This window comes from Streptomyces sp. SudanB52_2052 (assembly GCF_964272415.1).
Classification (GTDB): Bacteria; Actinomycetota; Actinomycetes; order Streptomycetales; family Streptomycetaceae; genus Streptomyces; species Streptomyces olindensis.
The window spans coordinates 3,923,199-3,943,888 of record NZ_OZ186796.1 but is presented as its reverse complement, the minus strand read 5'-3'; the positions used below and the strand labels follow the sequence as shown (position 1 = coordinate 3,943,888).

The 20,690-nt window shown below is 67.4% G+C and carries 16 protein-coding genes and 3 rRNA genes; 17 read left to right on the top strand and 2 right to left on the bottom strand.

Annotated features, from left to right (window positions below; genetic code table 11):
• The first annotated feature begins 19 nt into the window (after positions 1-19).
• From ACSUPV_RS17370 to proC, 5 genes are all read left to right on the top strand, one after another.
• Entirely contained in the window at positions 20-514 is a 495-nt protein-coding gene (locus ACSUPV_RS17370; protein ID WP_037768352.1) for a membrane protein, read from the top strand.
• Positions 515-695: 181 nt separating this feature from the next.
• Entirely contained in the window at positions 696-1,511 is an 816-nt protein-coding gene (locus ACSUPV_RS17365) for a class I SAM-dependent methyltransferase (protein WP_436949910.1), read from the top strand.
• A gap of 32 nt (positions 1,512-1,543) precedes the next feature.
• Complete coding sequence (locus ACSUPV_RS17360) at positions 1,544-2,353, top strand: ABC transporter ATP-binding protein (protein ID WP_037768349.1); 810 nt, start codon at positions 1,544-1,546, stop codon at positions 2,351-2,353.
• Positions 2,350-3,123 carry an ABC transporter permease gene (locus ACSUPV_RS17355; protein ID WP_031121557.1) on the top strand — a complete coding sequence of 258 codons (774 nt, stop codon included), beginning with the start codon at positions 2,350-2,352 and terminating at the stop codon, positions 3,121-3,123. The genes ACSUPV_RS17360 and ACSUPV_RS17355 overlap by 4 nt, the downstream gene beginning before the upstream one ends.
• A 109-nt stretch (positions 3,124-3,232) precedes the next feature.
• Entirely contained in the window at positions 3,233-4,045 is an 813-nt protein-coding gene (proC, locus tag ACSUPV_RS17350; protein WP_031121558.1) for a pyrroline-5-carboxylate reductase, read from the top strand.
• Between the two features lie 50 nt (positions 4,046-4,095).
• Here the strand turns inward: proC and trpS are convergent, their stop codons facing one another.
• Positions 4,096-5,130, bottom strand: a complete 1,035-nt coding sequence (trpS, locus tag ACSUPV_RS17345; protein ID WP_436947791.1) for a tryptophan--tRNA ligase — start codon at positions 5,128-5,130, stop codon at positions 4,096-4,098.
• Between the two features lie 838 nt (positions 5,131-5,968).
• On the opposite strand from trpS, the gene ACSUPV_RS17340 reads away from it, so the two are divergent.
• From ACSUPV_RS17340 to ACSUPV_RS17285, 12 genes are all read left to right on the top strand, one after another.
• Positions 5,969-7,493, top strand: a 16S ribosomal RNA gene (locus ACSUPV_RS17340).
• Between the two features lie 308 nt (positions 7,494-7,801).
• Positions 7,802-10,918, top strand: a 23S ribosomal RNA gene (locus ACSUPV_RS17335).
• Between the two features lie 85 nt (positions 10,919-11,003).
• Positions 11,004-11,120, top strand: a 5S ribosomal RNA gene (gene rrf, locus ACSUPV_RS17330).
• The 16S, 23S and 5S rRNA genes sit together here, the layout of an rRNA operon.
• Before the next feature lie 151 nt (positions 11,121-11,271).
• Positions 11,272-12,255, top strand: coding sequence for a pectate lyase family protein (locus tag ACSUPV_RS17325; protein WP_037763362.1), 984 nt, complete (start codon positions 11,272-11,274; stop codon positions 12,253-12,255).
• Positions 12,256-12,264: 9 nt separating this feature from the next.
• The gene (locus ACSUPV_RS17320; protein ID WP_037763363.1) at positions 12,265-12,909 is read left to right on the top strand and encodes an HAD family hydrolase; all 645 of its coding nucleotides are present in this window, start codon (positions 12,265-12,267) and stop codon (positions 12,907-12,909) included.
• A gap of 87 nt (positions 12,910-12,996) precedes the next feature.
• Positions 12,997-14,217 (top strand): MFS transporter, encoded by a 1,221-nt coding sequence (locus ACSUPV_RS17315; RefSeq protein ID WP_037763364.1) that lies wholly within the window; start codon positions 12,997-12,999, stop codon positions 14,215-14,217.
• Complete coding sequence (locus ACSUPV_RS17310) at positions 14,168-15,340, top strand: acetoin utilization protein AcuC (RefSeq protein WP_359784647.1); 1,173 nt, start codon at positions 14,168-14,170, stop codon at positions 15,338-15,340. The genes ACSUPV_RS17315 and ACSUPV_RS17310 overlap by 50 nt, the downstream gene beginning before the upstream one ends.
• Positions 15,341-15,469: 129 nt before the next feature.
• Positions 15,470-16,285 carry a phosphatase gene (locus ACSUPV_RS17305; RefSeq protein WP_037763367.1) on the top strand — a complete coding sequence of 272 codons (816 nt, stop codon included), beginning with the start codon at positions 15,470-15,472 and terminating at the stop codon, positions 16,283-16,285.
• 129 nt (positions 16,286-16,414) lie between these two features.
• Positions 16,415-16,627 carry a helix-turn-helix domain-containing protein gene (locus ACSUPV_RS17300; protein WP_004984898.1) on the top strand — a complete coding sequence of 71 codons (213 nt, stop codon included), beginning with the start codon at positions 16,415-16,417 and terminating at the stop codon, positions 16,625-16,627.
• A gap of 156 nt (positions 16,628-16,783) precedes the next feature.
• Complete coding sequence (locus ACSUPV_RS17295) at positions 16,784-16,882, top strand: 30S ribosomal protein bS22 (protein ID WP_003948845.1); 99 nt, start codon at positions 16,784-16,786, stop codon at positions 16,880-16,882.
• Between the two features lie 214 nt (positions 16,883-17,096).
• Entirely contained in the window at positions 17,097-18,158 is a 1,062-nt protein-coding gene (locus ACSUPV_RS17290; RefSeq protein WP_031117144.1) for an NAD-dependent epimerase/dehydratase family protein, read from the top strand.
• A gap of 14 nt (positions 18,159-18,172) precedes the next feature.
• Positions 18,173-19,228, top strand: coding sequence for a lysophospholipid acyltransferase family protein (locus ACSUPV_RS17285; RefSeq protein ID WP_031117143.1), 1,056 nt, complete (start codon positions 18,173-18,175; stop codon positions 19,226-19,228).
• Between the two features lie 88 nt (positions 19,229-19,316).
• On the opposite strand, the gene ACSUPV_RS17280 is transcribed toward ACSUPV_RS17285, so the two are convergent.
• Positions 19,317-20,564, bottom strand: a complete 1,248-nt coding sequence (locus ACSUPV_RS17280; RefSeq protein ID WP_436947790.1) for a DUF5667 domain-containing protein — start codon at positions 20,562-20,564, stop codon at positions 19,317-19,319.
• Between the last annotated feature and the right edge of the window lie 126 nt (positions 20,565-20,690).

Genomic DNA, 20,690 nt, shown 5'->3' with positions numbered 1-20,690 from the left:
CCGGAGCCATAATCGACCCGTGAGCGCAGACAACGGCACCCCGGCCCCCGCCACCGCCCCCCACCCCGAGCCGATCCGTTTCTTCGGCACGACGTGGGTGGACCACGACAACGGCTACACCGCCCGCCGCATCGCCGTGGCCGTCGGCTCACTGGCCGCCGCGGCCGTCTCCTGCCTGGTCCTGCGCCTCGCCTACCAGGGTCTTCAGATCGCCGCGATCGGCGGCTTCGTCACGCTCCTCATGGTCGCCATGTTCGCGATCTGCAGCGCGATGGCCTTCCGCCACACCTGGGACGGCTTCACCCGCCGCCCCGACCCGGACCGCCAGGCGTCCCTCCGCGGACTCCTGACCATCGGCTTCGTCGGCTCCCTCCTGGCGTACTTCTTCCGCTCCCTCACCGAGGCCCCGGGCGAGAAGCTCCACCGCGAGGAGTACGAGGAGGCCCGCAGACGACACGAGAAGCGCACCACCCGCCGCACGGGCAACCCGTCGAAGAAGCGCCGCCGCGCATAGGCCGACATGACCCGCGCCCCGGCCCTCTCACCCAAATCTCACCGCCCCCCACCCCACCCCCGGCCACCATGGCCGTATGACCACACCACCCACCGCCGACGACCACCCCACCGGAGCCGACCTCACCCCCGAACCCCGCGTCCCCCGCCCCGCGGACGACCACCCCGCGGACGACCGCCCCATGGACGACCGCCCCGCGGACGACCGCCCCGCGGACGACCGCCTCACGCGCCACGCCCGAGCCCACTCCTTCAACGCCGCCGCGGCCCAGTACGCCGCCAACCGCCCCTCCTACCCGCCCGCCCTCTTCGACGCGATAGAAGACCTGGCCGGCCACCCCCTCACCGGCTCCCGCGTCGCGGACATCGGCGCCGGCACCGGCATAGCCACGGCCCTCCTGCACGCCCGAGGCGCGAACGTGGTCGCCGTGGAGCCCGGCGACGGCATGGCGGCCCAGTTCCGCAGCGCCCACCCCGCCCTCCCCCTCATCCGCGGCACGGGCGACGACCTCCCCCTCGCCGACGCCTCCATCGACCTCGTCACCTACGCCCAGGCCTGGCACTGGACCGACCCCGCCCGCTCCGTCCCGGAGGCCCTCCGCGTCCTGCGTCCCGGTGGCGCCCTGGCCCTCTGGTGGAACACCGACGCCCTCGACGTGCCGTGGATCGCCGAGGCCGCCGCCCGCACGGCACGCCACTTCGGCATCGACGTCTCCGCCGAGAAGCGGAACGTCAACGCCCGCGCCGCCGACCCGACCGGCCTTCTCGACTTCACCCGCCGCACGGTCCGCTGGAGCCGCCGCGTCCCCGTCGACACCCACCTCGCCAACATCGGCAGCCACTCGGTCTTCCTGGTGCACGGCGAGGACCACACCGCGGCCTTCCTCGCCGAGGAACGCGAGCACCTGCTCAGCACCTTCCCGGACGGCTGCGTCGAGGAGGTCTACGACGTGATCCTCCTGCTCGCCAAAGCCCCGGCAGGACACACATCCGCTTGACGGGTCCCACCCCCAGGAGCATTATTCATCGCATGATGAATAATGCTCCCGACCCACCACGCCCAGCCACCCAGGGCCCCTCGGCCGCCATCCACGCCCAGGACCTCACCGTCGTCCGCGGCCCCCGCACCGTCCTGCGCGACCTCGCCTTCACCGTCCCCCGAGGCCGGATCACCGGTCTCCTCGGCCCCTCCGGCTGCGGCAAGTCGACCCTCCTGCGCGCGATCGTCGGCACCCAGGCCAAGGTCACCGGCACCCTCGACGTCCTCGGCCACCCCGCCGGCCACCCCGCCCTGCGCACCCGCATCGGCTACGTCACCCAGGCCCCGTCCGTCTACGACGACCTGACCGTCCGCCAGAACCTCGACTACTTCGCCGCGATACTCGACCCCGGCCGCCCCGCCGCGGACCGCCGCCACGACCACGTCATCCGAGCCATCGCCGACGTCGACCTCACCACCCACGCGGACGCCCTGGCCGGCAACCTCTCCGGCGGCCAGCGCAGCCGCGTCTCCCTCGCCGTCGCCCTCCTCGGCACCCCCGAACTCCTGGTCCTCGACGAACCCACCGTCGGCCTCGACCCGGTCCTGCGCCGCGACCTCTGGGCCCTCTTCCACGACATCGCGGCGAGCCGCGGCGCCACCCTCCTGGTCTCCTCCCACGTCATGGACGAGGCCGAGCGCTGCCACCGCCTCCTCCTCATGCGCGAGGGCGAGCTCCTCGCCGACGACACCCCCGACGCCCTGCGCACCCGCACCGGCGCGGAAACGGTCGAGGAGGCCTTCCTCCACCTGGTCGACGAGGCGACGGCACAGGCCCGCAGCAAGGAGACAAGCCGATGACCACCACGCTCGAACCCGCCCGGCCGCGCGCCCTGAACCCCGCGCGCACCACCGCCACCGCGACCCGGGTCCTCCGCCAGCTCACCCACGACCCCCGCACCATCGCGCTGCTGCTCCTCATCCCCTGCGTGATGCTGCTCCTGCTCCGCTACGTCTTCGACGGCAGCCCCCGCACCTTCGACAACATCGGCGCGTCCCTCCTCGGGATCTTCCCGCTGATCACGATGTTCCTGGTGACGTCCATCGCCACCCTGCGCGAACGCACCTCGGGCACCCTCGAACGCCTCCTCGCCATGCCCCTCGGCAAAGCCGACCTCATCGCCGGCTACGCCCTCGCCTTCGGCACCCTCGCGATCATCCAGTCCGCCCTGGCCACGGGCCTCGCGCTCTGGCTTCTCGGCCTCGACGTCACCGGCAGCCCCTGGCTCCTCCTCCTGGTGGCCCTCCTCGACGCCCTCCTCGGCACGGCCCTCGGCCTCTTCGTCTCGGCCTTCGCGGCCTCGGAGTTCCAGGCGGTCCAGTTCATGCCGGCGGTGATCTTCCCCCAGCTCCTCCTCTGCGGCCTGTTCACCCCACGCGACGACATGCACCCGGCCCTGGAGGCCATCTCCGACGTCCTCCCCATGTCGTACGCCGTCGACGGCATGAACGAGGTCCTGCACCACACGGACATGACGGCCACGTTCCTCCGCGACGCCCTGATCGTGGCGGGCTGCGCCCTCCTGGTCCTGGCCCTCGGAGCAGCGACCCTGAGGCGCCGGACGGCGTAGCCACCCGCCCCGCAGGCATCCCGCCCACCGGACACCGGACCCACCCCACCACCCCCGGGTGCGAGGATGAACCCGGACGACGCGCAACCCCCGGAGGGCACCGAAAGCCATGACCCAGAAAGTCGCAGTCCTCGGCACCGGCAAGATCGGCGAAGCCCTGCTCAGCGGAATGATCCGCGCCGGCTGGACCCCGGCCGACCTCCTGGTCACCGCCCGCCGCCAGGAACGAGCGGAAGAACTCCGCACCCGCTACGGCGTCACCCCGGTCACCAACCCCGAAGCCGCCAAGACCGCCGACACCCTGATCCTCACGGTCAAACCGCAGGACATGGGCACCCTCCTCGACGAGCTCGCCCCGCACGTCCCCGCCGACCGCCTGGTCATCAGCGGCGCCGCCGGCATCCCCACGGCCTACTTCGAGGAGCGCCTGGCCCCCGGCACCCCGGTCGTCCGCGTCATGACGAACACCCCCGCCCTCGTCGACGAGGCCATGTCCGTCATCTCCGCCGGCACCCACGCCACCGCCGACCACCTCGCCCACACCGAGGAGATCTTCGGCGCCGTCGGCAAGACGCTCCGCGTCCCCGAGTCCCAGCAGGACGCCTGCACCGCCCTCTCCGGCTCCGGCCCGGCCTACTTCTTCTACCTGGTCGAGGCCATGACCGACGCCGGCATCCTCCTCGGCCTGCCCCGCGACAAGGCCCACGACCTCATCGTCCAGTCCGCCATCGGCGCCGCGACGATGCTCCGCGACAGCGGCGAACACCCGGTCAAGCTCCGCGAGAACGTCACGTCCCCCGCCGGCACGACGATCAACGCCATCCGCGAACTCGAGAACCACGGCGTCCGGGCCGCTCTCATCGCCGCCCTCGAAGCCGCCCGCGACCGCAGCCGCGCCCTGGCCTCCGGCAACAACAGCTGACCACCGGCAGAGGGGCGGCCGACACGGCCGCCCCCCACCACCCGGTCACCTCACCCAGCCACCCCGGCCCGGACCCCGGCCGCCCCGGCCACGGCCGGCAACAACCCGATCGCGCGATAAGCGGCATCCACGGTCGGCCGAGCCATCCCCCGCGCCCGCTCCGCCCCGTCCCGCAGCACGGCCTCCACGTACGCCGGGTCCGCACACAACTCCTTGTGCCGCTCCTGCACGGGCCGAAGCACCTCGACCACAGCCTCGGCGGTGTCCTTCTTCAGCTCCCCGTACGACGTGTACGTCCCACTCAGCTTCTCGGGCTCCCCACCGGTACAGGCCGCGAGGATCTCCAGCAGGTTGGCGAGCCCCGGCCGGGCCTCCCGGTCGTACACGACCTCCCGCCCGCTGTCGGTCACGGCCCGCATGACCTTCTTCCGCACCACGTCCGGCTCGTCCAGCAGATAGACGATCCCCGGCCCGACGTCATCGCTCTTGCCCATCTTCGACGCCGGATCCTGCAGATTCATCACCCGAGCCGCCACCCCGGGCTTCGTCGCCCGCGGCACCACGAACGTGTGCCCGTACCGCTGGTTGAACCGCACGGCCACATCCCGCGCCAGCTCCACATGCTGCCGCTGATCGTCCCCGACGGGCACCTCGTCGGCCGCGTACGCCAGGATGTCCGCCGCCATCAGCACGGGATACGTCAGCAGCGACAGCCGCACGCTCCCGCCCCGCCGCTGCTCCCGCGCGGCCTTCTCCTTGTACTGGATCATCCGACGCATCTCACCGTCGGTGGCCACGCACTCCAGCAGGTACGACAGCCGCGCGTGCTCGTCCACATGACTCTGCACGAACACCGTGCACAGCTCCGGATCCACCCCCGACGCCAGCAGCAACGTCGCCGCCTGCCGACTCAGCCTGCGCACCCGCGCGGGATCGTGCTCCACGGTCAGCGCGTGCAGGTCCACGACACAGAACAAGGCGTCGGCCTCGTGCTGGTCGACGGCAGCCCACCGCCGCATGGCCCCCAGATAGTTCCCCAGCGTCAGATGCCCCGTCGGCTTGACCCCGCTGAAGACCCGTGTCATCTCTCCTCCACCTCCTGGTCGGGACCGCCGCCCCGGGCGGCCGGCCCCTCGGTGGTCCTGAAGGGAGAAACAACAACGGCCGCCGAAGCGGCGGCCGTTGAGTGCATACGTGAGGACGGCCGCCGTCAGGCGGCCCACCAGAACTGGCTACACGTACGCGTCGTCATGCCCCCCAGACTACGCCCCGGGAGTGCCGTCCGCCCGTGAGTTGACACGCCCAGACCCGATCCGTAGTGTTCTCCGAGTTGCCCGACGTGAGCGCCGACTCCGGTCGGTCCCCGGGCAGCCAATCCGCAGGTACCAACCACTACTCGACGCGCAGTAGTTCTGTCGTCGTTTCATTGGCATGCGTATTTACGGAATGAGGAATCCCCGTTCGAAAGAACGCGGCCCCCGATTGGCTCGGGAGCCGAGGAATCCGCTAAAGTCTCACTCGTCGGAACGGCCCAACGGCCGCGAGGACAACCCCAACTGACAGGGAATCAGGCCCGAAAGGATCTGATAGAGTCGGAACCGCCGGAAAGGGAAACGCTGAAGCGGGAACCTGGAAAGCACCGAGGAAATCGGATCGAGAAAAGATCTGATAGAGTCGGAAACGCAAGATCGAAGGGAAGCGCCCGGAGGAAAGCCCGAGAGGGTGAGTACAAAGGAAGCGACCGTTCCTTGAGAACTCAACAGCGTGCCAAAAGTCAACGCCAGATATGTTGATACCCCGTCCGTCGGACAACCGATGGTCGAGGTTCCTTTGAAAAAACACAGCGAGGACGCTGTGAACGGTCGGGCTTATTCCGCCTGACTGTTCCGCTCTCGTGGTGTTGCACCGGATTACCGGTACACATTCACGGAGAGTTTGATCCTGGCTCAGGACGAACGCTGGCGGCGTGCTTAACACATGCAAGTCGAACGATGAAGCCCTTCGGGGTGGATTAGTGGCGAACGGGTGAGTAACACGTGGGCAATCTGCCCTGCACTCTGGGACAAGCCCTGGAAACGGGGTCTAATACCGGATATGACCATCTTGGGCATCCTTGATGGTGTAAAGCTCCGGCGGTGCAGGATGAGCCCGCGGCCTATCAGCTTGTTGGTGAGGTAACGGCTCACCAAGGCGACGACGGGTAGCCGGCCTGAGAGGGCGACCGGCCACACTGGGACTGAGACACGGCCCAGACTCCTACGGGAGGCAGCAGTGGGGAATATTGCACAATGGGCGCAAGCCTGATGCAGCGACGCCGCGTGAGGGATGACGGCCTTCGGGTTGTAAACCTCTTTCAGCAGGGAAGAAGCGAAAGTGACGGTACCTGCAGAAGAAGCGCCGGCTAACTACGTGCCAGCAGCCGCGGTAATACGTAGGGCGCGAGCGTTGTCCGGAATTATTGGGCGTAAAGAGCTCGTAGGCGGCTTGTCGCGTCGGTTGTGAAAGCCCGGGGCTTAACCCCGGGTCTGCAGTCGATACGGGCAGGCTAGAGTTCGGTAGGGGAGATCGGAATTCCTGGTGTAGCGGTGAAATGCGCAGATATCAGGAGGAACACCGGTGGCGAAGGCGGATCTCTGGGCCGATACTGACGCTGAGGAGCGAAAGCGTGGGGAGCGAACAGGATTAGATACCCTGGTAGTCCACGCCGTAAACGGTGGGCACTAGGTGTGGGCAACATTCCACGTTGTCCGTGCCGCAGCTAACGCATTAAGTGCCCCGCCTGGGGAGTACGGCCGCAAGGCTAAAACTCAAAGGAATTGACGGGGGCCCGCACAAGCGGCGGAGCATGTGGCTTAATTCGACGCAACGCGAAGAACCTTACCAAGGCTTGACATACACCGGAAAACCCTGGAGACAGGGTCCCCCTTGTGGTCGGTGTACAGGTGGTGCATGGCTGTCGTCAGCTCGTGTCGTGAGATGTTGGGTTAAGTCCCGCAACGAGCGCAACCCTTGTCCCGTGTTGCCAGCAGGCCCTTGTGGTGCTGGGGACTCACGGGAGACCGCCGGGGTCAACTCGGAGGAAGGTGGGGACGACGTCAAGTCATCATGCCCCTTATGTCTTGGGCTGCACACGTGCTACAATGGCCGGTACAATGAGCTGCGATACCGCGAGGTGGAGCGAATCTCAAAAAGCCGGTCTCAGTTCGGATTGGGGTCTGCAACTCGACCCCATGAAGTCGGAGTCGCTAGTAATCGCAGATCAGCATTGCTGCGGTGAATACGTTCCCGGGCCTTGTACACACCGCCCGTCACGTCACGAAAGTCGGTAACACCCGAAGCCGGTGGCCCAACCCCTTGTGGGAGGGAGCTGTCGAAGGTGGGACTGGCGATTGGGACGAAGTCGTAACAAGGTAGCCGTACCGGAAGGTGCGGCTGGATCACCTCCTTTCTAAGGAGCACTTCTAAGCCGGTCCTTCGGGGCTGGTTCAGAGGCCAGTACATCAGCGAACGTCTGATGCTGGTTGCTCATGGGTGGAACGTTGACTACTCGGCCAGAGTTTCGGGTCGGAGGCTGCTAGTACTGCTCGCAAGAGCGTGGAACGCACGATCTCCGGGCGAGGACTGGTCGGGCACGCTGTTGGGTGTCTGAGGGAATGAACTTTCCTCAGCCGCTGGCCCCAGTGAACTCGCCTAGTAGGCGGGGTGATGGGTGGCTGGTCGTTGTTTGAGAACTGCACAGTGGACGCGAGCATCTGTGGCCAAGTTTTTAAGGGCGCACGGTGGATGCCTTGGCACCAGGAACCGATGAAGGACGTGGGAGGCCGCGATAGGCCCCGGGAGCTGTCAACCGAGCTTTGATCCGGGGGTGTCCGAATGGGGAAACCCGGCAGTCGTCATGGGCTGTCACCCGCTGCTGAACACATAGGCAGTGTGGAGGGAACGCGGGGAAGTGAAACATCTCAGTACCCGCAGGAAGAGAAAACAACCGTGATTCCGGGAGTAGTGGCGAGCGAAACTGGATGAGGCCAAACCGTATGCGTGTGAGACCCGGCAGGGGTTGCGTATACGGGGTTGTGGGATCTCTCTTTCATGGTCTGCCGGCCATGAGACGAGTCAGAAACCGTTGATGTAGGCGAAGGACATGCGAAAGGTCCGGCGTAGAGGGTAAGACCCCCGTAGTCGAAACGTCAGCGGCTCGTTTGAGAGACACCCAAGTAGCACGGGGCCCGAGAAATCCCGTGTGAATCTGGCGGGACCACCCGCTAAGCCTAAATATTCCCTGGTGACCGATAGCGGATAGTACCGTGAGGGAATGGTGAAAAGTACCCCGGGAGGGGAGTGAAATAGTACCTGAAACCGTGTGCCTACAAGCCGTGGGAGCGTCGGAAGCACTTTGATGCTTCTCGTGACTGCGTGCCTTTTGAAGAATGAGCCTGCGAGTTTGCGGTGTGTTGCGAGGTTAACCCGTGTGGGGAAGCCGTAGCGAAAGCGAGTCCGAATAGGGCGTCTGAGTAGCACGCTCAAGACCCGAAGCGGAGTGATCTAGCCATGGGCAGGTTGAAGCGGAGGTAAGACTTCGTGGAGGACCGAACCCACCAGGGTTGAAAACCTGGGGGATGACCTGTGGTTAGGGGTGAAAGGCCAATCAAACTCCGTGATAGCTGGTTCTCCCCGAAATGCATTTAGGTGCAGCGTCGTGTGTTTCTTGCCGGAGGTAGAGCACTGGATAGGCGATGGGCCCTACCGGGTTACTGACCTTAGCCAAACTCCGAATGCCGGTAAGTGAGAGCGCGGCAGTGAGACTGTGGGGGATAAGCTCCATGGTCGAGAGGGAAACAGCCCAGAGCATCGACTAAGGCCCCTAAGCGTACGCTAAGTGGGAAAGGATGTGGAGTCGCAGAGACAACCAGGAGGTTGGCTTAGAAGCAGCCACCCTTGAAAGAGTGCGTAATAGCTCACTGGTCTAGTGATTCCGCGCCGACAATGTAGCGGGGCTCAAGCGTACCGCCGAAGTCGTGTCATTCATACAACAGCCCCAACGGGTGTATGGATGGGTAGGGGAGCGTCGTCTGCCGGGTGAAGCAGCCGCGTAAGCGAGTTGTGGACGGTTGACGAGTGAGAATGCAGGCATGAGTAGCGATTCACACGTGAGAAACGTGTGCGCCGATTGACTAAGGGTTCCTGGGTCAAGCTGATCTGCCCAGGGTAAGTCGGGACCTAAGGCGAGGCCGACAGGCGTAGTCGATGGATAACCGGTTGATATTCCGGTACCCGCTGTGAAGCGTCAAACATCGAGCCCGCTAATGCTAAGGCCGTGAAGCCGCCCCGGAGCCTTCGGGCAAAGGGGAGTGGTGGAGCCGCTGAACCAAGGTGGTAGTAGGTGAGTGATGGGGTGACGCAGGAAGGTAGTCCAGCCCGGGCGGTGGTTGTCCCGGGGTAAGGGTGTAGGCCGGTGTGTAGGTAAATCCGCACACCTTGTGGCTGAGACCTGATGCCGAGCCGATTGTGGTGAAGTGGATGATCCTATGCTGTCGAGAAAAGCCTCTAGCGAGTTTCATGGCGGCCCGTACCCTAAACCGACTCAGGTGGTCAGGTAGAGAATACCGAGGCGTTCGGGTGAACTATGGTTAAGGAACTCGGCAAAATGCCCCCGTAACTTCGGGAGAAGGGGGGCCACATCCGGTGACGGCACTTGCTGCCAGAGCTGGGGGTGGCCGCAGAGACCAGCGAGAAGCGACTGTTTACTAAAAACACAGGTCCGTGCGAAGCCGTAAGGCGATGTATACGGACTGACGCCTGCCCGGTGCTGGAACGTTAAGGGGACCGGTTAGCTCTGATTCGTCAGGGCGAAGCTGAGAACTTAAGCGCCAGTAAACGGCGGTGGTAACTATAACCATCCTAAGGTAGCGAAATTCCTTGTCGGGTAAGTTCCGACCTGCACGAATGGCGTAACGACTTCTCGACTGTCTCAACCATAGGCCCGGTGAAATTGCACTACGAGTAAAGATGCTCGTTTCGCGCAGCAGGACGGAAAGACCCCGGGACCTTTACTACAGTTTGATATTGGTGTTCGGTTCGGCTTGTGTAGGATAGCTGGGAGACTGTGAAGCGCTAACGCCAGTTAGTGTGGAGTCGTCGTTGAAATACCAGTCTGGTCGTGCTGGATGTCTAACCTGGGTCCGTGATCCGGATCAGGGACAGTGTCTGATGGGTAGTTTAACTGGGGCGGTTGCCTCCTAAAGGGTAACGGAGGCGCCCAAAGGTTCCCTCAGCCTGGTTGGCAATCAGGTGTTGAGTGTAAGTGCACAAGGGAGCTTGACTGTGAGACCGACGGGTCGAGCAGGGACGAAAGTCGGGACTAGTGATCCGGCGGTGGCTTGTGGAAGCGCCGTCGCTCAACGGATAAAAGGTACCCCGGGGATAACAGGCTGATCTTCCCCAAGAGTCCATATCGACGGGATGGTTTGGCACCTCGATGTCGGCTCGTCGCATCCTGGGGCTGGAGTCGGTCCCAAGGGTTGGGCTGTTCGCCCATTAAAGCGGTACGCGAGCTGGGTTTAGAACGTCGTGAGACAGTTCGGTCCCTATCCGCTGTGCGCGTAGGAGTCTTGAGAAGGGCTGTCCCTAGTACGAGAGGACCGGGACGGACGAACCTCTGGTGTGCCAGTTGTTCTGCCAAGGGCATGGCTGGTTGGCTACGTTCGGGAGGGATAACCGCTGAAAGCATCTAAGCGGGAAGCCTGCTTCGAGATGAGGACTCCCACCCACTTGATGGGGTAAGGCTCCCAGTAGACGACTGGGTTGATAGGCCGGATATGGAAGCACGGTAACGTGTGGAGTTGACCGGTACTAATAGGCCGAGGGCTTGTCCTCAGTTGCTCGCGTCCACTGTGTTGGTTCTGAAACCACGAACAGCCCCGTCATTGTTGGCGGTGTGGCGTTCACAGTTTCATAGTGTTTCGGTGGTTATAGCGTAGGGGAAACGCCCGGTTACATTCCGAACCCGGAAGCTAAGCCTTACAGCGCCGATGGTACTGCAGGGGGGACCCTGTGGGAGAGTAGGACGCCGCCGAACAATTATTGAGAAAACCCCGCACCGGGTTCACCGGTGCGGGGTTTTTTGTATGCCGGCAGCCATGATGGCCGTAAACATGCGTTGACATGCTCAGGATATCGCCCTACCTTCGAGGCGTTCGGAAAGCGCTTTCTATCGGAGGAGATACCCCATGAGATCGTCCTCGTTAACGCTTTCGTTCGTCCTCCTGCTCGGTGCGTTGGGCCTCGGAGGTCAGGCCACCGCCGCTGGGCCGGCGCCATCGGCCGAGGCGGCGCCCACCGGGTTCGCCGCCGTCAACGCGCTCGGGCAGAACGGCACGACCGGTGGGGCTGGGGGTGCGACGGTCACCGCGACCACGTCCGAGCAGTTCCTGGAGTACATCGACACCGTGGGGCCGCTGACCATCAAGGTGCAGGGCACCATCGACATCACCAGCAAGCAGGGTGTCCGGCCCAACAAGACCATCGTCGGGGTGGGTTCGTCGGCCGTCATCAACGGGGGCGGGCTCGACTTCTACCGCTCGTACAACGTCATCGTGCGCAACATCAAGTTCACCAACGCCGAGGATGATGCCGTCAATATCGGCCAGCAGTCGCACCACATCTGGATCGACCACAACGAGTTCGTGGCTCCCGTCGACGGTGCCCTCGACATCAACCGGGCGGCCGAGTACGTCACCGTGTCCTGGAACTGGTTCAACAAGACCGACAAGAACATGCTGATCGGGCACTCGGACGGGAACGGCGGGCAGGACGCCGGCAAGCTGAAGGTGAGCATTCACCACAACTTCTTCGACGGCTCGAAGCAGCGGAACCCGCGGGTGCGGTTCGGTGAGCCGGTGCACGTGTACAACAACTACTTCCGGAACAACCAGCTGTACGGGGTCGCGTCGACGATGAACGCCGGTGTGCTGGTCGAGGGGAACTACTTCGAGAACGTTCCCCACCCCTGCTATTCCGCCAGCGGGTACGCCGATTCCGGGCCGGGGAGGCTGGTGCAGCGCGGCAACCAGTTCGTCGGGTCGGGGACGTGCGAGACCAACGGCAGCGTGACCGAGCCGCGGACCTTCTACTCGTACACGCTCGATCCGGCGGCCAATGTGCCCTCGCTGGTGCGGGCCGGGGCCGGTGTCGGGAAGATCGGGGCCCTCTAGGGTCAGGTCATGCGCTATGACCTCGTGATCTTCGACAACGACGGTGTGCTGGTCGACAGTGAGCCGATCTCCAACCGGCTGCTGGCCGCCTACCTCACCGAACTCGGGCACCCGACGTCGTACGAGGACTCCATCCGGGACTACATGGGCTCCGCCATGCACCGCGTGCACGAACTCGTGGCGGAGCGCACCGGTCGGCGGCTGCCGGGGGACTTCGACGACGTGTTCCACGCCCGCGTCTTCGCGGCCTTCGAGCGGGAGTTGAAGCCGGTCGCCGGCGTCGAGGAGGTGCTGCAGAAGCTCGCCGCCGACTCCGTGCCGTACTGCGTGGCCTCCTCCGGGAGCCATGAGCGGATTCGGGTCGGGCATCGGACGACCGGGCTCGACCGGTGGTTCGACGAGGGGCGGATCTTCAGTTCGCAGGACGTCGGGCGGGGGAAGCCGGCACCCGACCTGTTCCTGTACGCGGCCGACCGGATGGGGGCCGAGCCGGAGCGGTGTGTCGTCGTCGAGGACAGTCCGCTGGGGGTGCGGGCGGCGGTCGCGGCGGGGATGGACGTGTACGGGTTCACCGCCATGACGCCGGGCGAGCGGCTGGTGGGGGCCACCGGCCTCTTCTCCGACATGGGGGAGTTGGCCGGTCTGCTGGCGTGAACCGCGGCTGAGAGCCGTCGAAGCTGAGTCAGATTCATCTTTGGCTGGATCTACCCATGGGTAGGTCTGGCCTCTACGCTCGCCGCCATGACTGATGTGCTGCGGCGCGGCAGGGCCTCGTTGGCGTTCGGCTTCTTGGTGCAGGGGGTCGCCTTCGCTCTGCTCGTGACGCGGATCCCGGCCATCCAGGACCGGTACGGGGTGTCCGACGCGCTGTTGCCCGCCTTCCTGGCGGCCGTGCCGATCCTGGCCGGGATCGGGAGCGTGAGCACCGAGCGGCTGGTGAAGCGGGTGGCGCCGAGCCGGCTGCTGCGCTGGTCCCAGCCCGTGGTGCTGCTGGCGCTGCTCGGGGTCGGGGCCGGGGAGCGGATGGTGGAACTGGGCGTGGCCCTCGCCGCGTTCGGGCTCGCCGTCGGGGTGCTGGACGCGTCGATGAACATGCTCGGGGTGAGCCTGCAGCGGTCGTACGGGCGCAGCATCATGCTCAGTTTCCACGCGGCGTACAGCCTGGGCGGAATCGCGGGGGCCTCGCTGGCGTGGGTGGGGGCGCACTGGGAGCTGGCGTTGTGGGTGTCGTACCTGCCGGTCGTGGCGGTGCTGCTGCCGGCGGTGCTGGTGGGGAGCCGGTGGTACGTCGACGACCGGGACGCGGCGCCCGGGGCGGAGGAGCAGGCGGGCGGTGAGGGCCAGGTCGTCGTGTTCAAGTGGCTGCTGCCCTTGTGTCTGGTGATGACCGTCGCCTACATCGGTGACTCGACCGTCTCCAACTGGAGCGCCAAGTACCTCCAGGACGTGCTGGGCAGTTCGGAGCAGCTGGCGACGGTGCCGTACAACGTGTACATGGTCACCACGCTGCTGGGGCGGGCGATCGGGGACTTCGGGGTGCGCCGGTTCGGGGCCGTCGCCGTGGTGCGGGGCGGCGCGCTCGTGGCGGCGGGGGGCTTCGCGGTCGTGGCGGGGGCACCGGGGGCGTGGGTCGGCATGCTGGGGTTCACGCTTCTGGGCCTGGGCTTGTGTGTGCTGGTGCCGCAGACGTTCGCGGCGGCCGGCAGATTGTTCCCGGGGGCTTCGGATGCGGCCGTCGCACGGCTGAACGTCTTCAACTATGTGGGGTTTTTGATCGGTTCGCCGTTGGTCGGTGCTCTCGGGGATGCGTGGAGCTACCGCGGGGCGATGCTCGTGCCGATGGTGTTGGTGCTGGTGACGCTTGTGTACGCCCGGTCGTTCGCCGCTCAACCGGACCGATACGGTGGCGGGCATGAGCGGCCGCGCACAGCTGATGTGGGACGAGGCAGTAACGGGCTATGACTTCGGTCCGGGGCATCCGATGGACCCGGTCCGGCTCGCCCTGACCCGGAGGTTGATCGACGCCTTCGGGCTGGACCGGGAGGTGGACGTGGTCGCCGCGAAGGCGGCCGGGGAGTCGACGCTGCGGCTCGTCCACCGGGAGGACTACATCGCGGCGGTGAAGGCGGCCTCCGTGGATCCCGGGGCGGCGGACCCGTCGTACGGGCTGGGCACCATGGACGATCCGGCGTTCGCGGGGATGCACGAGGTGTCGTCGCTGATCGCCGGGCAGTCGGTGGGGGCGGCGGAGGCCGTGTGGCGGGGTGAGGCGCTGCACGCGGTGAACTTCGCGGGCGGGCTGCACCACGCGATGCCGGGCGGCGCGTCCGGCTTCTGCATCTACAACGACGCCTCGCTGGCGATCGCCCGGCTGCTGGAGCTCGGGGCGGAGCGGGTCGCGTACGTCGACGTCGACGTGCATCACGGGGACGGGGTGCAGGCGGCGTTCTGGGACGACCCGCGGGTGCTGACGATCTCGCTGCACGAGCATCCCCGGACGCTGTTCCCGCAGACCGGGTGGCCGGAGGAGACCGGGGCGGACTCGGCGGAGGGCTCGGCGGTGAACGTGGCCCTGCCGGCCGGGACCGGGGACGCCGGGTGGCTGCGGGCGTTCCACGCGGTCGTGCCGGAGCTGATCGCGGACTTCCGGCCGCAGGTGCTGGTGACGCAGCACGGGGCCGACACGCACTTCGAGGACCCGCTGGCGCATCTGGCGGTGTCGCTGGACGCGCAGCGGGCGGTGCAGGTGGCGTGTCACGACCTGGCGCACGAGTACGCCGACGGGCGGTGGGTGGCCCTGGGCGGGGGCGGCTACGCGGTGGTGGACGTCGTCCCGCGGTCGTGGACGCACCTGGTCGCGATCGCCGCCGGCCGGGCCGTGGAGCCCGAGGCGATGATCCCCGAGGGGTGGCGGCAGGAAGTGTTCGCGAAGACGCGGCAGTTGGCCCCGGCGCGGATGACGGACGGACGCTGGCCGGTCACCTGGTCCTCCTGGGAGGAGGGCTACGACCCCGCCGACCGGCTCGACCAGGCGGTGCTGGCGGCCCGGCGGGCGGTGTTCCCGCTGCGGGGTCTGCTGGCTTGAGCGGTCCGGCGCGGCGCCCGCTGGTCGGGGTATGACCCGAGAGTCCGGTGGGAGGTCGGTCGTACGCCGACCGTGCGGTGTTCGCCCGTTCCCGGGACACGTGCGGCTCCGGTCGCGCACGATCAGAAGGTGCTGACCCCCGAAGCCCTTCGTGCGCACCTGGTCGGCGCACGGCTCGCCGGGACCGTGGCGACCTCGCGCGAGGAGAGTTTGCGCAGGTACCGGCTCTTCGCCGCCCGGGATCCTCGGGTGCTGCTCGGTCTCGATCCCGAAGGTGCCTGGGGGCAGCGGGACTTGATCGAGTTGATGGCGGACAGATGCGGAGTTCCAGCCGATGTCCGGCGGACTTCCGGCCAGGACGTGATCGCTCCGGAGCGGACCCTGGCCGCGCTGGACGCCTTCGCGGAACGTCTCGCCGACGTCGCCCGGAGGGGTGCGCCCGTGCTCCTCGGCACCGGGCACCCCCACCGGCTGCTCGGTTTCTACGCCGCTCTGGCAGACGCGCTGTCGGCGGCGGGGTGTGCCGTCCTCACCCCCGCGCAGGGTCGCTGTGTCGACATAACGACCCGGTTCGGCCTACGCACGCACAACCTCGACTACGTACGAGGAGTCGCGCTGGTGCGGACCCCCGGCGCAAAACGCCCCGGTTGTGCACCCGGCGCACATACGCACTCACCTCTCCCGGTTCGTACCGTACTGGCCGCTGCCGCGGAGTCCGGCGGGCCCCTTCCGGAGCTGGTGATCGGGGACCACGGGTGGGTCTGCGGAGCAGGTCAGCTGGGGTTCGAGGCCGTCGGGCCGGCCGATGCGGACGATCCGGCCCCGTTCGTCGGGGAGGCCGAGGGGTCCGTGTCCGTCGTCGTTCCACTTGATGACGGCGTGCGGTCTGATTACTACCTGCCGCTTACCCGCTACGTACTCAATCGGGCGTGTCTGTCACAGTAGGCCGCCGATGGGTGCACCTCTTCCCCACTCGCATCACCCGCCCCTACATTGGGGAGTGAGCACGCAGCGACGAAGAGTCACCGGAAGGGGAAGCCGGTGGCCGTCGAGTGCGGAAGGTTCAGGTGTGTCATGGCTGCAGCTGGCGAGAGGCCTCTGAACGAGGTTCAGTTCCTTACCGTGGCGGAAGTCGCCTCGGTGATGCGAGTGTCGAAGATGACCGTGTACCGGTTGGTGCACAGCGGTCATCTGCCCGCGATCCGTGTGGGGCGGTCCTTCCGCGTCCCGGAGCAAGCGGTTCATGAGTACCTCCGCGAGAGTTACGTGGGGGTGGAAACCGCCTGACGGCTGGGGCGGGGTGGTCCCTCACAGGGCACTCGGGATCACCCTGGCCTCCTCGATTACGACCTCAGCGCTCGGGCGGGTAGGCTAGCCCCTCGTAGGTCGTGTGGGCCCATGGCGCCCAAACAACCGAGTGATGAGAAGTGAGCGAGGGTAGTCGTGGGCTCTGTTATCAAGAAGCGGCGCAAGCGGATGGCGAAGAAGAAGCACCGCAAGCTGCTCAAGCGCACGCGCGTCCAGCGTCGCAACAAGAAGTAAGTTCGCGACGCGGACGCAGCGAGAGCGTTGCGTGTGGCCCCCCACCCACAGGTGGGGGGCCACACGTGTATCGGCTCGGTGCATCGGCTCGTACGTCCGGCTGCTTCCGTCACCTGCCGCATCGGGCGGTCATCACAGCGCAACAGCAACCCGCTAAGTTGGCCCTACGGGGGAACGCGGCGGGACAAGAGGTTCTGGAAGAAAGGCGCTGATCTTGGGCAAGGTCGTGCTCGTGACCGGAGTGGCCCGCCAGCTGGGGGGCCGGTTCGTGCGGCGGATCCAGCGGGACCCCGAGGTGGACCGGGTCGTCGCCGTGGACGCGGTGCCCCCCGAGCACCATCTGGGCGGGGCCGACTTCGTCCAGGCCGACATCCGGCAGCCCACCATCGCCCGGGTGCTCGCCGAGACGGGCGCCGACACGATCGTCCACCTGGACGTGACGGGCACGCCGCTGGGCAGCGGCAACCGGGCCTCACTGAAGGAGACCAACGTCATCGGCACCATGCAGCTGCTCGGTGCCTGCCAGAAGTCCCCGGCCGTGCAGCGGCTGGTGGTGAAGTCCAGCACGAACGTCTACGGCTCCGCGCCGCGTGACCCGGCCGTCTTCACCGAGACGACCCCGCCCAAGTCCCTGCCCAGCGGCGGCTTCGCCAAGGACACCGTCGAGGTCGAGGGCTATGTGCGGGGCTTCGCCCGGCGCCGGCCCGACGTGGCGGTGTGCGTGCTGCGGTTCGCCAACATCCTCGGCCCGACCGCGGACACCCCGCTCGCCTCGTACTTCTCGCTGCCGGTCCTGCCGACCGTGTTCGGCTACGACCCGCGGCTGCAGTTCGTGCACGAGGACGACGTGATCGAGGTGCTGCGCATCGCCTCGCACGAGCCCCGGCGGGGCACCCTCAACAGCGGCACCTTCAACATCGCCGGCGACGGCGTGCTGCTGCTCTCCCAGTGCTCCCGGCGCCTCGGGCGCCCCACCGTGCCCCTGCTGCTCCCGGCCGTCACCTGGGCGGGCTCGCTGGTGCGTACGCTGGGGATGTCCGACTTCTCGCCGGAGCAGATCAGGCTGCTCACCCACGGCCGGGTCGTGGCCACGGGCCAGATGCGCGAGACGCTGGGATTCCAGCCCAAGTACACGACCGCGGAGACGTTCGCGGACTTCGCACGGAGCCAAGGCCCCGGACTTCTTCCGCCGGAGGCCCTCGCGGGGGCCGTCGACCGGATCGCCGCGCTGCCCCTCGCGGGCGGCGGCCAGACCCCGACGCAGAGCGCCGACTGAGGAGCGCATCAACGATGGCGGATGCCAAGGTCATTCCGTTCGACGACGACCGGTCCCGGGGGAGCGCCGCGCAGCGCCCCCAGCGGCGCCGGAGCGGGGCGAGCCGGCGCCCGGGCACGGAGTCCGTGCCGGTCCGTGAGGTGCAGCCCCTGCCCACCAGGGCTGTTCCGCAGGATGATGTTCCTGTGACATCCGAGAAACAGCCGCCGGAGCGGTCCCGGGACGGCGACGGCGGTCTGGAGCGGCGGATCGCTGGCGGCCTGTCCTTCCTGCGCCGCCGCCTCACCGGTGACTACGAGGTCGACGACTTCGGTTACGACGAGGAACTGACCGACCAGGTCCTGATGTCCCTGCTGCGCCCGCTGTACGAGAAGTACTTCCGGGTCGAGGTGAAGGGCATCGAGAACATCCCGTCCGAGGGCGGCGCACTGATCGTCGCCAACCACTCCGGGACGCTGCCGATGGACGGCCTGATGATGCAGGTCGCCGTGCACGACAACCACCCGGCGGGCCGGCATCTGCGGCTGCTCGCCGCGGACCTGGTGTTCATGCTGCCGGTGGTCAACGAGCTGGCCCGCAAGCTCGGTCACACCCTGGCGTGCGCCGAGGACGCGGCCCGGCTGCTGGAGCAGGGCGAGCTGGTCGGGGTGATGCCGGAGGGCTTCAAGGGCCTCGGCAAGCCCTTCGCGGACCGCTACAAGCTCCAGCGCTTCGGCCGCGGCGGTTTCGTCTCGACGGCCCTGCGCGCCGGGACGCCGATCGTGCCCTGCTCGATCGTCGGGGCCGAGGAGATCTACCCGATGATCGGCAACGCCAGGACGGTCGCCCGGCTGCTGGGCTTCCCGTACTTCCCGATCACGCCCACGTTCCCGTGGCTCGGGCCGCTCGGGGCGGTGCCGCTGCCGACCAAGTGGACGATCCAGTTCGGCGAGCCGATCCCCACGGACGGCTATCCGCCGGAGGCGGCCGAGGACCCGATGCTGATGTTCAACCTGACCGACCAGGTCCGGGAGCAGATCCAGCACACGCTGTACAAGCTGCTGGTGCAGCGCCGGTCGGTCTTCTTCTAGCCCGGCGTACGAGTTCTGGTCCCGCGCGGGTACGACGATGGGGGCGCCCTGTGCCGAAGGGGCGCCCCCACTGTCGTACCGCCGACGGCTAGTCGGCGTCCTCGCTGTCGATGCCCAGGCCTGGCAGGAGGTCGGGCAGGAGCGGCGGGAGCGTCACATCCGGCTCGGGGGCGGGTGTGGTGCCGTCCGCCGACGGGGAGGTGCTGGCCTCGCCGTCCTGCGGCGGGTCGAGCAGGCCGCCGGTGTTGCCGCCGAGCAGGCCGTCGCTGTCGCTGCCGGAGCCGACCGAGCGGCTGGGGCTGCCGCTGTCGGCAGTGCCCTTGTCGGTGCGCCCGCCGCCGTTGTCGCTGGGCCGGGCTGAGCGGTCGGTGGCGGAGGAGCCGGTGGAGGCCGACTCCGAGGAGCCCTGCCGGCTGCCGTCGCCGCCGCCGGTGGCCGGGGGCTCGGGCAGCAGGGACCGCAGCGGGGCGACGTCCTCCTCTATGGCGTCGAACACCGACGACACCTGCTCGCTGACGTCCCCGAGCTGGACGGGGAGCCGCTCGCGCAGTTCGCCCCAGGCCTCGCGGTGGGAGCGGGAGAACGCGGACAGGGCCTGGATGGGGCCGAGCGAGTCCGGGTCGCGCTCGTACGCCTCGCTGAGCAGCCGGTGGCCCTCCGAGGCGTCGTGCCGCATGCCGGACAGGGCGCGGCGGATCTCGCCCACGGATTCGTGCTCCAGGGGGCCGCTGCGGCCGCGCTCCATCAGGCGGCGGGCCTCGCTGAGGCGGGTGGAGGCGTGGTCGAGGTAGACCCGGCCGCGTTCGTCCACACTGTCCGCCAGCCCGAGTTTGACGTCCTCGATGCCGCGCTTGAGGCCGTAGAGCGAATCACCGGGCAGGGCGTCGGAGCTGGCGGCGGCGACGCCGCCGAAGGCGCTCGCGGCCACACCCACGCTGAGCCCGCCCGCGGTGAGGCCCTTGGCGAGGCGGGAACGCGGCCGGAACTTCTTCAGCGAGCCCGCGCGGTGGGCGCCACGGGCCCGGCTGGAGCGCTGCTCGGGGACCGCACGGTCCGTCGCCCCGCCTCCCGCGGTGCCCTCCTGGAGCATGGCCTCGAACGCGGCCACCAGCTGGGCCCGCTGGACGACCTTGACCTCAGGGTCGAGCTCCGGCTTGGGCAGCGCGCCGAGACCGGAGGCGAGCGCCAGCAGGCGCGCCCCCTCGGTCGGTTCCGCGGCTTCCGGGGCCGGTGGCGATCCTTCGGACTGCTCGGCCGCCGTGCCCTGCTCGGACTGCTCCTCCAAGGCCTGGGCGAAGGCGTTCGCCCGCCGGTGCGCCGATACGTTCGCGATCACTGGCGGCACCTCCTCTCGTCATGACGGTCGACTCCCCAGGGGGTCCTGAGGGTTGCACACCCTGACCACAACCACACGATCGGGTGATCGGAGTCGGCCAGGGGGTGACCACAGGGAGCCTGCATC